The sequence below is a fragment of the Herbaspirillum camelliae genome (assembly GCF_001929405.1).
Lineage (GTDB): Bacteria > Pseudomonadota > Gammaproteobacteria > Burkholderiales > Burkholderiaceae_D > Herbaspirillum > Herbaspirillum seropedicae.
This window is the reverse complement of record NZ_KV880769.1, coordinates 4,374,529-4,388,893: the sequence shown is the minus strand read 5'-3', so window position 1 is coordinate 4,388,893 and position 14,365 is coordinate 4,374,529. Positions and strand designations below refer to the sequence as shown.

Below are 14,365 nucleotides of genomic sequence, written 5' to 3'. Positions count from 1 at the left end.
CTGCCGACAAGGACTCTTCCATGCCTCTAGCCGCCCGCCTGACCGACATGCACACCTGCCCGATGCAGACGCCGGCCTTTCCCGCGCCGATCCCGCACGTCGGCGGTCCCATCATCGGACCCTGCGTGCCCACGGTGCTCATCGGCAAGCTGCCTGCAGCCGTGGTGGGGGACAATTGCGTCTGCGTGGGCCCGCCCGACAGCATCGTGATGGGCTCGACCACCGTGATGATCGGCGGCAAGCCGGCCGCGCGCATGGGTGATACCTGCGCCCATGGCGGCAGCATCGTCATCGGTTGTCCCACCGTGTTGATCGGCGGTTAGGAGCGCACATGGCAGGCAAGAAAAGCTTTCTCGGCGCTGGCTGGGCCTTTCCGCCGTATTTCGGCAGCAGTCCGGGACAGGGCAGGGTGGCCATGGTCGAGGACGACCAGGATATCCACGAGAGCCTGTTGATCATTCTCTCCACCGTGCCGGGCGAACGCATCATGCAGCCGGAGTTCGGCTGCGATCTCAAGATGCATGTCTTCGATGAACTCAACGAGAGCGTCGTGACCGAGCTGCGCGACGCCATCGAGCGCGCCATCCTGTTCTACGAACCACGCGTGAGCGTCAACCAGGTCAGCATGGCGATCTCCGGCGAGCAGGACGGTCGCCTGGACATTCGCATCGATTACACCATCCGTGGAACCAATACGCGCAGCAACATGGTGTATCCGTTCTATTTCCTGGAGGGAACCAATGTGTCGGGCAAGTGAGCGCGCCATCGCGACCGGCTCCAGGCACTGAGGTTCGCGCAGCGCGCCGATGAACAATCTCGTCATCCGGGATGGAACCAGCCAGACGATGCGGGCCTTGCCTGCATTGGCGCAGGGCTATTTCGCCCTCAATGAGATGTCCTTTGCCGAACTGCTGGTCATGGTGGCCGAATTTGGTGCACTGGTGCGCTTCGCTACTTCCGCCAAGGCGGACAATACCCTGGAAGAAGACTGGACGCCTTTCTTCCAGGCCGACGAGACGGTCGTCATGAGCCGCATTCTGGCGCTGGACCTGGAGGACGTTGCCGCGCGCCTGGATGACTGGTGGCAGGACACCCCGGAACAGGTCGGCATCGAGCGCGCGCAGGGCAGCCGCCGCCAGGACCGGATGCAGCTGACGCTGCCGGTGGTCGCGCTGGCCAGCCACATCGACCAGTGGTATGTGGCCCTGGGCCAGGCGCGCAACGACAGCGCCCTGTCGTTGCGCACCCTGATCGAGAACGTCATCGTCGAACTGGGCGCGGACAAGAACGGTGTGCTGGCCTGGCTGTTGCAACATCCGGACATCCTGCCGCTGGCGCCGGTGTGGGGCCAGGCGCTGGCCCGCCATGCGAGCGCATCGCAGCGACCCGAACCAGCAGGTGAGGGGGAAGCTGCTGCCGCCCCGCAGGGAACACCCACGCCCACCAAATCCGCTGTGCGTTCGGCCTTCCACGGTTTTCTCAAGGGCGTGGAGATGATCCGCAAGGAAGCGCAGGCCCGGGTGCCGGCGTCCTTGATCAGCCAGCAGCATGACCCCGCCATGGCCATGCTGATCGCCTTCGTGCAGCAGTTCCAGAAGCTGCAGGGCAAGCTCAACCGCTTCACCCAGCACTATCTCGATTTCTACTATGACCAGATGCTGGGCGCCAGGCCGCTGCCAGCCTTGGCCGACAAGACCTGGCTGGTGCTGACCAAGAATCCGTCCGCGCCACCGGTGCTGGTGCCGGCCGATACCCCCTTCCTGGCCGGGCTGGATGCCGACAGCCGCGACATCGTCTATCGCTCGCGCACTGAATTGCTGGTCACCGATGCCCGCGTGGCTGCCTTGCAGACCCTGTATTTCGATCGCGATCCCTACAGCGCGCCCGAGCAGTTCCTGGGCGAAGACCACACGCCCTTGCGCGCCCCCGGTCCGGGGCAGCGCAGTTGGCCGACCGGCGCCTGGTGGCGCGAAGTGCCCGTGGCCGCAGGCGGCAGTGCGCCTGCCGCCTCGCCCCTGCTCGGCGCACCCAAGGACAGCCGCCAGCGTACGGCGCATGTGGATGCGCGCATCGGTTTTGCCGTCGCCAGCAAGGTACTGCTGCTCAAGGAGGGCCAGCGCCGCATCACGCTGCAGCTGTTGTTGGAGGATGATCTGCTCACGCAGCGCCTGGACCGGCTCTGTGTGGCCATGGGCGGCGATGACGGAACGCCCGATGCCGACCGCGGGCGGACCCAGGCCGATGCCGCCAGGCTGGAAGAGATCCGACGCGCCGACATCTTCCTGAAGGTATTCCGACGCTTGTTCCGCATGAGCATTACGGGCGAACACGGCTGGCTGGCCATCGATGATTACCTGCCGGCCTATGACGAACAGAGCCTGAGCCTGTCGCTGAGCATGGAACTGCCGCCCGAAGCGCCTTGCGTGGTGGCCTATTCGGCGCTGCTGCATGAGGGCGGCTATCGCTGCAGCACGCCCATACTGCGCCTGGAGATCAATCCCGGCGCCTACCTGTATCCCTATGGCCTGCTGCGCGAGCTGTGCATTGCCGCCGCCCGCATCGAGGTGGATGTGCGGGGCTACCGTGACCTGGTGCTGCACAACAACCTGGGACAGTTGAGCGCCTCAGCCCCGTTTGCGCCCTTCGGGCCCTTGCCCAAGATCGGCAGTTTTCTGGTGGTGGGCAGCACCGAAATGGCAGGCAAGTCGATCACCTCCTTCGAGGTGGACGTGCAATGGGCCGACCTGCCGCGCATGCCCGGCGGCTTTGCCACGCTGTACCGCGACTATGGCCTGCGCATCGCCAACCGTGATTTCCAGGTCAGCACCGCCGTGCTGGCCAAGGGCGCCTGGACGCCCGCGCTGGAGGGCGATCGCCCTACGGTGCCGCTGTTTCGCAGCGAGGTCTTGCCGGGACAGGGCGAGCAGCTCGATACGCACATCCGCTGGCGTTGCCAGCCCATCGTCCATCTGTTCGAGCCGGATGCCGGAGTATCGGTCGATCGGCCCTTGAGCTACGGGCCGGGCGCCAAGAACGGCTTCTTCAAGTTTACGCTGGCCGCCCCCGGATCGGCCTTCGGTCACGAGCGCTATGCGCATGCGCTTTCGGAGGCGCTGGTCAACAATGCCCGCAGCGGCCGCTGGCGAACTCAACGTCCGATCCCGGCGCCGCCCTATACGCCGATGATCGAGGCCATCTCCATCAACTACCGCGCCAGCAGCACGCTGCGCATCGATCGCTTGTCCGTAGGCGAAAGTGGTAGCGGCAAGCGTGCCGACGAAGAACAGTTCCTGCACCTCTACCCGAGCGGCTGGGAGGCGCTGGGGCCGGGCAGCTATCCCGCAGCTGCCTTGCTGCCGCGCTTCGAGCGCGCCGGCAACCTGTACATCGGGTTGGAGGCAGCCACGCCGGGATCGACGCTGACGCTGCTGTTCCACCTGCGCGAGGATTCCTTGCCCCTGCCGGCCGACGCAGCCAGCCGGGCCGGCGCGCTGGGCTGGAGCTATCTGAGCCGCAACGAATGGAAGGCCTTGCCGGCCTCACGCCTGCTGGCCGATGGCACCCAGCATTTCATGACCTCGGGCGTGATCAGGCTGGCGCTGCCGCAGGACATCAGCGAAGACAACACCGTCATGCCGGCCGGGCGCTACTGGTTGCGCGTGTGCGCCGACAATGATCTGGAAAAGTATTGCAGCCTCTACCAGATCGACGCCCAGGTCGTCGAAGTCGAGCGCAGCGCGGAGGTCTCGCCGCAGGTTCCGGTGGTGCTGCCGGCAGGCAGTATCACGCGCAGCGGCCAGCCCATGCCGGGTATCCAGGCTCTGCGCCAGCCCTTGCCATCGGTGGGCGGACGCGCCGGCGAGACGCGTGCGCAATTGCGCATCCGCATGGCCGAGCGGCTGCGCCACAAGAACCGCGCCGTATCGGCGGCCGATTACGAGGCGCTGATCCTGCAATATTTTCCCGAGGTGTTCAAGGTCAAGTGTTTCGCCAACATGGCCGTCGAGGGAGGGGCCGGGGACTGCATCCGTCCGGGCCACGTGCTGGTGGTGCCCTTGCCCTACTGGCCGCAAGTGCGCCAGCGCGACCAGATGCCCATGCTCAATGGCAACCTGATGACGCAGATCCGCAGCTTTCTGGAAGCGCTGGCGTCGCCCTGGAGCACCATCGCCGTCGAAAACCCGGTCTATGAGCTCATCCAGGTACGTTGCTCCGTGCGCTTCAACGGCCCCATGGGCAATGGCCATTACATCAACCAGCTCAACGATGCGATTTCCGACTTCCTCACCCCCTGGCAGCACGCCCAGGGCTACCGCACCCATTTCGGCTGGCGTATCCGCCAGCACGACATCGAGGCCTTCATCGGCGAATTGCCCTACGTGCAAGGGGTGTCGGGCTTTTCGATGTTGCGCATCGCCTCGCCGCGCGCCCTCAAGTTCGCCCTGTTCGACACCGCCGCCGCCGAGGCTGCGCCGCAAGAGGACCAGAACGACATCACGCCGCTGTGCCCCTGGAGCATTGCCATTCCGGCGACACGCCACGCCATCGCGGCCATCGACGATCCCCAGCCCCAACCGGTGGTCCGCACGGCCCTGAGCCGCCTGGCGATCGGTTCGAACTTCATTATTTCGAGTGACGACAATGACCAGCAAAATGATGGCGCGGCGTAACCGCGATACGCTCAAGCGCAAGTTCTCCGATGGCGAGATGCCGGCGGCCTCGGCCTTTTCCGAGCTGATCGATTCCATGCTCAACATCGTTGACGAGGGCTTCGACAAGACCGCCGCCGACGGCTTGAAGGTGTCGCAGCTGAACCAGGGCAAGCTGCTCAGTTTCTACCAGAACATCGATATCAAGAGCCCGATCTGGTCGGTGCAGCTCAATACCGCCGATGGCGGCCTGGCGTTCGGCAATGACGCCAATCCGGCCGCGCTGACCCTGCGCCAGCGCACCATCCCGGATGGCGAGGAAGTACCGCCGGACGCCTTCGAGCTGGACCTCAAGGGACGCATGGTGGCCGATGGCCGGCAGGGGCGGCCCGGACTGCTGGAGGTGAAGGCCGACGGCAAATGGCACGATATCACCGGCCCGCTGGAGGGTTGCAATGCCTTCGAGATCGTCGCCGGGGTGGGCAAGCCTGGCAGTGGCAAGTACGCACTCATGCACGCGTTTGCCTTGATGACCTTCAATGGCCGCGGCCAGATCGATGATCGGCAGTCGCATTTCGGCAGCAAGTGCAACCGCCTGCAATTGCAATGGGTCGCCGACACCAGCCGCGCGCGCCATGCCTACATCCTGCAGATGCGGGTGGGCTGCCCTTACGACAACCGCGACGCCACCACGCAGACCTGGGTCAGCTACCACATCAGCATGCTCTGGTCCGACCCGCTGATGCAGGCCAGCGCGATCGATCCGGGCAAGCCAAACCGTCAGGGGGCCGCATGAGCACTCCTGATCAAGCCGGCGTGGCGTCGTCTTTGCCGCTCTCTTTCACCGTGGCCCAGGGGCGTCTGTTGATGAGCGCGCTGGCCGAGTTGCCCTTCAAGCGGGTCTTCGAGCTGATCGGCAAGCTCAACGCCAGCGCCCAGGCTCCGGCGGGCGCCGCCACCGGCCTGCGTGCGAGCTTCACGACAGCCGAACTGGCGCTGGCGCTGGAGGCCCTGGGGCAGTTGCCCTATGTCCAGGTACATGCATTGATCGACGATCTGCAAGCGCAGGTGCGCCAGGCCGGCGCTCCAGCGCAGGCAGGCAAGGGCCGCCGCATCCGGAGCCATACGCCGTGAACGCCCCCGAACACATCGAAAGGAACCAGCCGGACCCGGACGGGCTGGATTTCGATGCCCTGCGCAAGTCGGGGCTGGCGATGCTGCAGGCGCTGGCCGGTGAGAACTGGACCGATTACAACCTGCACGACCCCGGTGTGACGATCCTGGAGCAGTTGAGCTACGGTCTCACCGACCTGGCCTACCGCTCCGAATTCCCTGCCGAGGACTACCTGGCCGGGCCGTTCGGCCAGATCGACTATGCCCGGCATGCGCTGCATCCCGCTGACGAGATCCTGCCCAGCCAGGTGCTGACGGCAGAGGACTATCGCAAGCTGCTCTACGACTGCATTCCCGAGATCGAAGATGTCTGGGTCACGCGCGAAGAACAGGGGGAAAAACCGGGCGAAGGCGAGCCCCCCATCCCAGGCCTCTACCACCTCAGACTGAAGCTGCGCGACAGTGTGCAGGACGATCTGTCCGGCCAGCAGCAGGACGCCCTGGAACAAAGGGTGATCGCGCAAGTCAGCGCCACCTATCACGCCCACCGCAACCTGGGCGAGGACCTTGGCCGGGTCAGCACCATCGCCACGCGTCCGGTCTACCTGCAAGGTGACATCCAGATTCACAGTCTGCGTGATTCGGCACTGATCTTTGCCGACATCTTCTTCCGCTGCGCGCTGCAACTGATGTCGGGACTGCGCATTGAACACTATCGCGAGGCCAGCGAGGCGAGCGCATCCCTGGCCGAGGTCTTCGAGGGACCGCTGACCTTGCACGGCCGCGTCATCGATGTGGATGGCCGAGCTGGTCCGGGCGCGCCGATTTCGCTGGCCAAGCTGATTGCGCTGGTGCAGGGTGTCGATGGGGTGACCCACGTGCAGCGTCTGTCCCTGTGCGACGAAGCGGGCAGGTCGGTGAGCCTGGACGACGGCGACGCTACGGTGCTGCGGCTGCGATTTCCCGAGCAGGCGCAAAGCCATCTGTTGCGCCTGCATTTCGCCAGCGCGGCAGTGGGGCATGATGCGGCCGCGATGGCCGGGCCCACCGGCCAGCAACGCCTGTTGCAGCAGGAAAAGGACCAGGCCATGCTGGCCGAAGCGCGCGAGGCCCTGCGCAAGGTACGCTTCGAGTTCGACACGCTGCGCAACACGCAACAGTCACGCGAGGCCATCGTGCCGGCGCCCGCTGGGGTGCCGCGCGCTCTGGACGACTACTATTCGATCCAGCACCAGTTCCCGGCGATCTACGGGATCAACCGCTTCGGCGTGCCGGCTTCGGCGCCCTTGCAACGCAAGGTCAGCGCCCGCCAGCTCAAGGCCTACCTGTTCCTGGCCGAACAGCTCATGGCCAACTACCTGGCCGACCTGCAAGCAATACCGGCGCTGTTTTCACTGGATGACCTGGAGCGAACCTATTCTTCCCAGGTGCTGGACGAGCAGGCCTTGCCAGGTATCGAGGCGCTCTACGTGGCCGCGCCGGCGCAGATCGGCGACATGCTGGCGCAGATCGTGGCGCGGGCTGACCATCCCGACCATAGGCGCAACCGTTTGCTGGATGTGCTCTTGGCCATGTACGGGGAAGAGTTCTCGCAGAAGTCCTTGCGCCGCTTCAATTTCTACCAGGACCGTCACACGGCCAAGTGGGTGCTGGACAACAAGCTGGCCTTCATGCGCCGCATCGTTGGCTTGAGCCGCGACCGCGCCACTGCCGTGGATGTGACGCGCGCGCACCGGCGTGCCGATGGCAGCCTCAACATCGCCGGCGTGCAGGCCAAGATCTGCATCCTGCTGGACCTGCCGCTGCACGGGCCGGGCGCGGCGCTCAGCGATGCCTTGCTGGCTTACCGGCTGCGCCTGGCGACTGACCAGAAGATCTCGGCCGATCATTACGCCGGTATTGCGCGCCACCTGTTGCACCTGGCCCGGCGCGAGCACGGGCCGTGGCAGCCAGATCCCTCGCCAGGACCAGACGAGCCCGCCTGGCACGCCATGCCGGGCGGCGCGCCATTGCCGCAGTCGTTGCTGACCCAGGGGGTGAGGCTGGACAACTACATCCTCGAGCAGCATGGGCAACAGATCCACGTCCATTTCCAGACGCGCGACGCGCGCCTGGGCATTGTGCGTCTGGCCAGCTATGCGGCTCTGGAGGAAGCGGACGAGCATGTGCAGCAACTGCGCAACTTCATCTGCCGGCTCAACATCGCCTCTGAAGGCGTGCATCTGGTCGAGCACCTGTTGTTGCGTGCGCGCCGCCCGGGTGGGATGAGCGCGCAGGGCGAACCACCAGGCCCCGGGCGGGAAGATGGGGCAGGCGATTTCCATGCCCACCGCATCAGCGTGGTCTTCCCGGCCTGGACGGCGCGCTTCGCCGATCTCGAATTCCGCCAGCTGGCGCAGGAGACGGTGTGCCGCAACCTGCCTGCACATCTTTTCCCTGAATTCCTCTGGCTGGATTTCGTGGCCATGCGCGACTTCGAACAGCGGCAGCGGCTGTGGCGCGATCGACTGCGTGCGCATGTGCCGGGACAGGACAGTGCGGCACTGGACCAGGCCTCGGCCAGCGTGGTCAACTTCCTGTTGCGTCATCGCGCCGCCGCTCGTTCTGCGGACCACGCCCCGGCGCCGTATTGGGTCTGACCAATGCCGCGCCCGCACCGCATCGATGAATTCGTCTTCGACGTGCAACTGGCCAAGCCAGGGATGCCGCTGGCCCAGGCCGAGCGCTTGCGGGAGCTGCTGGTGGACCAGGTATTGCCGATGATCGATGCACTGTTCGACCAGCTCGGCGCAGGCGAGGTCCTCTGGCGTATCGACCGACTTGATCTCGATATCGGCGAGGTGACGGCGGCGCAACTGCCCGACACGCTCATTGCCAGGCTGCGCCAGGCGCTGCTCGACACGATGCAGACCGGTCGCAGCGACGATCCACCCAGCGAGCAATCGGAACTGCTCGCCTTCCTGGCCCATGGCGTACTGCCCGAGACCGTGTCGGGGCGCCTCCCCGGGAGCGGTGACAGGGAGGCGCTGGACCATTTGCTGGAGCGCGTGCTGGCGCGTGATGTCGGCGCTTTTCTGCGCGCAGTGGCAGCCTCTCCCCAGCGGGAAGCCATGCTCACGCGCCTGGCGCACCAATTCGCCTCGACCCGCCAGCAGGCTTTGCTGGCGGCATTGCCACCCAGCGGCATGACGCCCTGGATGAGTGGCATGAACCGCCTGGAGGCTGGGCTCAGACGCGCCGGTCTGCCCAGCGCAGAAGCCGATGGCGCGCGCCGCGCCGCCTGGCGTCTGGTGTTCTCCCGCGGCTTGGCCGCGCACGCACTGGGCGCGGTGAACGAGCAGGACGAGAATGCGGTCCTGCAGGCCTTGCTGGTCGCTGCCATCGAGTGGCTTGCCCAACAACAGCGGCGTACCGTTCCGACGGTAGCGCGCAGCTTGTTGTCCGAGTGGCAGGGTGGCGCATCCCATCCCCGATCGGTGACCAGTGCGCAGGACGCCGCCGATCGCCCCAGCAGCGGCGATGAGGTGCTGGTTGCGCTGGTAGAGCTGCTCTCTGGGGGGAAGGCCTCCTCTGCAGTACAGGCGAATGCATCAAGTACGACGCATGCCCCCGCCGGCGCTGCACCTGAACGCACCGACGCCATAGCCAGCACGACCATCGACGCGGCCCGGGGCGTCACGCTGGACGACGCCGAGCCGGCTCCCTCCGAGGCCGCGCGCAGCGGTGTGCAGGCGCGCATCCGTGCGGCCCTGATGCAGGAGGGCGCAGCCGATGTCTATGCCCACTGGCCGCAGTGGCGTACGCAGCATCCCGATCTGTTGCGCTCGGCCTTGCTGCACTACGGTGCTTATCCGGCGGTGGCCGACAGGTTGGCCGCGACCTATCCTCTGTCACTGTTGCTGGACATGCTCGAGTTGGTCAATCCCGACGCCGCCCGGCTGGCCGCAGCGGCCTGGGACGATGCAAGCCTGGCCACCCTGGTAGCGCCAGAGAGCGGACACCGCGCCTGGCGTCGGCAATGGTGGCGCGCCGCGCTGGCCCGGTGCCTGACGCAGAAGGGTGATGCCGCGCAGCTTGACCGGGAGGCCCAGCATGGCGCGTCCGCGGCAGACGACTGGCCAGGTATCGCCAGCGATCTGCAGTGGCCCGAGTCGGTCCATCGCTATCTGCGCCGGGTCGCCTGGACATCGAAGAGCGCGGCCAGCACAGTTGGCGACCAGGAGCGCTCTTTCACAGGGATGACCACGCTGGCGGCCTCCAGTGTGACACCGACCGCAGCAGGCGTGGCGCTCCTGCCGGCTGCAAGGACTGATTCAACCGACCGCTCGCACGGACAAGCTGATGCCGAAGCGCCGCCTCTGAGCACGGTGTTGGCCGATATCCGCGCCGGCCACAGTCTGGCGCGCAACAGCGGCATCCCCCTGACCTGGCTCGTGAACTGGGTGCAGCAGCTGGCGCCGGAGCTCAGGTTCCGGGACGCGATCGCGCATCATGCGCAACAGCTGACATCGCCCTCCGATCGCGCCGTGTATTACGCCCGGGTATTGGAGGCGCTGGCGCGGCAGCACCCGGTCGATCTCGAAGAATGCGCCACCATCGCCCGGGGTGGGGCGGACCAGGAGGCGAGCGCGACATCCTTACAGGCAGGGGAGCAGAGGGAGCGGCCACCCGGGAGGTCGGCTAGTGCTGCCAGTCCCGCTGATGCCACGACGATGACCGCCGACCACGCCTTGCCCGTCCCCCAGGGCGACGCCGACGGCATCCCAGAGGACGCCGGCCCGGCTGAGCCGTCCAGCAACGGCCACCATGAGGATGCACTGCAGGCGTCGCGCTGGACAGGGCGCTTGGCAGCGGCCTTCATGCGCGCCGATCCCTCGCTGCTCTATGCCGACTGGGATGAACTGGTACGTACCCAGGCAGCACTGGTGCTCGGTGCACTGCGCCACTACGGTGGTCATGAAGCCCTGCTGGAAGCGCTCAGCAAGGCCTTCCCGGAGAGCATGCTGCGCGACATGGCCGTGCTGTTGCTGCCGGCGCTGGCCACGCAATGGGAATGGCTGCATGAAGCTGATGTCGGCGCAGCGCCCGCAGGCCAGGAGACCGCTGCGCCGGATCCGGCGGCGCTGGCTGCCTGGCGCCGTCGGCTTTGGCTTGCGATCTTGCAGCTTGGCCTGTCCTCGGCAACCCTGGACGAACAGGCCGATAGAGACCAGGCCGGTGCGGCGTGGGCCGCGTTCGAACAGGTTCTGCAAGCACAGCAAGGCCTGGTCGGCCTGCCGTGGCAGCGCTTCCGGCTGGCGCAGTGGGCCGCCATGGCCGAGCGCACCGGTGGCGCATCGCCGGTCGGGTCCGGCAAGGCGGTGGCAAGTCATGTTCCCGGTCCCATCACGACAGCCGTCCCGGCCTTGCATGCCGTCGCGCTGGAGACGCTGGCCGAACTGAATGCAATGCGTAGCCCGGCGGCAGGCTCGGCCATTGAACCCAGCGCGCCGGCCACGGGGCATGCGGCGACGCCATCAGCATCGATCCAGGTTGCGGCAGTATCGGCAGCGCTGGCCATCCCGGAAAGTCTGCGCGCCGCCTGGCGAGCGCGTTTTGCGTTGTTGTCGGCAGATATGCGCTGGCTCGACGGAGCCTGGGAGGCAGACGCATTGCAGGCGTTGACGCAAGCGCGCTTGCTGGCGGGCGAGGTCGAGGTAGAGAGCATAGAGGGGGAAGCCAGCGTCCAGCAGGCCGCCACGCCAGCCGATGTACAGAGACGCCACGATTTCTTCGCACTTCTGTTGCGCCAGGCGCCGGGCTCACTTGCCGAGCCAGCCGTGGCGCAGGCCTGGCCGTCGCATGCCGATGTGGCGGCGGCGCCGTTCACGCCAGAGGCCGCCCCACCGGTCTTGCCTACGCAGGAATCGCCACGCGCATCGGCCGGTACACAGGCGGCTCCAGATCCTGCGCGCCAACGGTATTGGCGCGAGGTACTGCACGCCCTGCTGACCGGGCAAGTGCTGGACCTGGAAGACATCCTCGCACGCAGTCATGCATCGACCATCGCCCCAGGCGGTGTCGCCACCATGGTCGAGGGCGCCCCCTTGCGCGAACCGGCCTCCCATACTCCCCCCGCATCTTCTCCCGACAGCGAAGCCGCCATGTCCGATAACATTGCCGCCCATCTTGCCTACCTGCGCCGCGCCGACTTCTCGCCCGCGACCCGACCACCCGCGCGCTGGCTGGCCTGGCTGCAGCGCGCCATCACAGCCCCCGCATCGACGCTGGCTGCCGAACTGACGCCAGCGCTGAGCAGCATGTCGCACCACGGTCCGGCTGTACAGGCCTTGCTGGCGTGGCTGCCCGCCGAGCTGTGGCGGGCGTTGACTGCACTGTCGCCACGGCCTGCGGCGCAGGTGCGGCAACTGCTGGCCGTGGCCACCGATGTCGCCGATCTCTATGCACAGGCAGCCGGCGTGGGGGAAGCAGCCATGAGTGCGAGCGTGCGGCGCTTCCTGCTGCCCTGGCTGTTTCAGGACGAGCGACTGTTCACGCTGGCGGCCTTCTGCGGCGAGCTGGTGGCGGTCCTGGAACAAGACCTCGGCAGCATGCCGCCGACGCTGCCTGAGCGCTTGCAACGCCAGATGGGGGTGTCGCTGGCGGCAACAGCACCTGTGCCGACAGGCGGCGCAAACGCCGCAGGGATGAGCGCAGGGGCCGCAACGGTCGATTTCCCCGCCGAAGGGATGAGCATCGCCAATGCGGGCCTGGTCCTGCTGTGGCCATTCATCGCGCGTGCCTGGGAGCATCTGCAACTGGCCAGGGAAGGGCGCTTCCAGGATGAGCAGGCCATGCAGCGGGCGGCCTGGCTGCTGCAGTACGCCGTGTTCGGCCACGTCGATTTCCCCGAATACCATCTGTCGCTGAACAAGCTGCTCTGCGGGATGCCGCTGGGCGCCACCATCGCCACCACCATCGACGTCACAGCGGCCGAGGACGAACTGATCAACCAGTTGCTGGGGGTGGTGATCAAGCACTGGTCGGCACTGGGCAATACCTCCGTGCCGGGCCTGCGCGAAACCTTCCTGCAACGGCAGGGACGGCTTTTCCGCAAGGAAGACGGCTGGCATCTGCATATCCCCGTCAAGACCTTTGACATGCTGCTGGACCGGCTGCCCTGGAGCATCGGCACGATCCGCCTGCCCTGGATGCAGGACATTGTCTGGGTGAACTGGCGATGAGCGAGGACATGATGGACACCAATCCCGACAGCAGGGCAGCGCTGGCCGCCAATGCACGCTCCCTGGAGCGCGAGATCGCCTGGTTCGGCAAGGTCATGGAGACGCGTTTCCACGCTTATTTCATGCACGAGGGCGGGCCCCACGACATCCATGCCCATGCCCCTCCCGACATTGCCGATGATCCCTCCCTGTTTGCCGCTGCGTTGCGCGAACACGCCCTGGGTTTTGATGCACGCCTGGTACTGATACTGGCCTTGCTGCCGCATGTGCGCCCACAGGCGCTGGACTTGCTGTTCACCCAGAACAAGAACATCGAGCGCTCCTATACCGAATTCGGCGGCTACAAAGGCAAGCAGCATGGCGGCATCCTGCCGACCTGCGAGACGGCCCTGTTCCTGCTGGCCGGGGACGATCTGGCGCGGCGCTTCGAGATCATGCAACTGTTCGACCCCGAGCACCTCTTCACGCGCCAGGCCATCCTCAGCCTGGCCACCGTGGAAGCGGGGGAGCCGGCGGCGTCGGCGCTGCTCCAGGTCGAGAGCGATTTCCTGGATGCCTGCACCTCGGGCCGGATGCACAAGCCGAACTACAGCAGCGGTTTTCCTGCGCGGCGCATCACCACCAGGCTGCAATGGCATGACCTGGTGCTGGCCCCCGAGGTACACGAGGAAATCGACGCCATCAAGCTATGGCTGGCCGAAGGCATTGGAGTCATGCGGCGCTGGGGACTGGAACGCAACGTCAAGCCAGGTTACCGCAGCCTCTTCTACGGACCGCCCGGCACCGGCAAGACGCTCACGGCGACGCTGCTGGGCAAGGAGGCGCAGGTGGATGTCTATCGCATCGATCTGTCCAAGATCGTTTCCAAGTACATCGGCGAAACGGAAAAGAACATGGCCAATGTGTTCGACCAGGCCCAGCACAAGAACTGGATCCTGTTCTTCGACGAAGCCGATGCGCTGTTCGGCAAACGCACTGAAGGCAGCAGCTCCAACGACCGCCATGCCAATCAGGAAGTGGCCTACCTGTTGCAGCGCATCGAGGATTTTCCCGGCGTGGTGATCCTGGCCAGCAACCTGAAGGACAACATCGACGACGCCTTTTCACGGCGCTTCCAGAGCGCCATCTACTTTCCGCTCCCGGACGGACTGCAACGCCGCCGGCTGTGGGAGAACCTCTTCCCGGGCCGGCGTCACCTGGCCGAGGACGTCGATCTAGATCGCCTGGCCGAGGACAACATCCTGGCCGGCGGGGCCTTGCTCAATGTGGCCAGCCACGCGGCCATGCGCGCCGAGCGGGAAGGGCGCAAGACCATTTGCCAGGACGACCTGTTACGCGGCATCCGGAAGGAATTCATCAAGGAAGGACGAGCGATCTGAC

Annotated in this window: 8 protein-coding genes; all 8 read left to right on the top strand. The window is 66.1% G+C overall.

What is annotated here, in order from left to right; translation table 11 throughout:
- Positions 1 to 20 precede the first annotated feature (20 nt).
- The 8 genes from BGK68_RS19625 to BGK68_RS19590 are packed head-to-tail and all read left to right on the top strand — an operon-like array spanning position 21 to position 14,364.
- Positions 21 to 323 carry a PAAR domain-containing protein gene (locus BGK68_RS19625; RefSeq protein WP_069374002.1) on the top strand — a complete coding sequence of 101 codons (303 nt, stop codon included), beginning with the start codon at positions 21 to 23 and terminating at the stop codon, positions 321 to 323.
- An 8-nt stretch (positions 324 to 331) separates the two neighbouring features.
- The gene (locus BGK68_RS19620; RefSeq protein ID WP_075258464.1) at positions 332 to 757 is read left to right on the top strand and encodes a GPW/gp25 family protein; all 426 of its coding nucleotides are present in this window, start codon (positions 332 to 334) and stop codon (positions 755 to 757) included.
- 49 nt (positions 758 to 806) lie between these two features.
- The gene (locus BGK68_RS19615; protein ID WP_075258463.1) at positions 807 to 4,670 is read left to right on the top strand and encodes a baseplate J/gp47 family protein; all 3,864 of its coding nucleotides are present in this window, start codon (positions 807 to 809) and stop codon (positions 4,668 to 4,670) included.
- Positions 4,642 to 5,445: a hypothetical protein gene (locus BGK68_RS19610; RefSeq protein ID WP_143433122.1), complete on the top strand. Its 804-nt coding sequence runs from the start codon at positions 4,642 to 4,644 to the stop codon at positions 5,443 to 5,445. The genes BGK68_RS19615 and BGK68_RS19610 overlap by 29 nt, the downstream gene beginning before the upstream one ends.
- Entirely contained in the window at positions 5,442 to 5,783 is a 342-nt protein-coding gene (locus BGK68_RS19605) for a hypothetical protein (protein ID WP_143433121.1), read from the top strand. The genes BGK68_RS19610 and BGK68_RS19605 overlap by 4 nt, the downstream gene beginning before the upstream one ends.
- Complete coding sequence (locus BGK68_RS19600; RefSeq protein WP_075258460.1) at positions 5,780 to 8,401, top strand: hypothetical protein; 2,622 nt, start codon at positions 5,780 to 5,782, stop codon at positions 8,399 to 8,401. The genes BGK68_RS19605 and BGK68_RS19600 overlap by 4 nt, the downstream gene beginning before the upstream one ends.
- Before the next feature lie 3 nt (positions 8,402 to 8,404).
- Positions 8,405 to 12,985 carry a contractile injection system tape measure protein gene (locus BGK68_RS19595; protein ID WP_075258459.1) on the top strand — a complete coding sequence of 1,527 codons (4,581 nt, stop codon included), beginning with the start codon at positions 8,405 to 8,407 and terminating at the stop codon, positions 12,983 to 12,985.
- 8 nt (positions 12,986 to 12,993) lie between these two features.
- On the top strand, positions 12,994 to 14,364 hold the full coding sequence (locus BGK68_RS19590) for an ATP-binding protein (protein WP_233149359.1): 1,371 nt from the start codon (positions 12,994 to 12,996) through the stop codon (positions 14,362 to 14,364).
- Position 14,365: the final 1 nt, after the last annotated feature.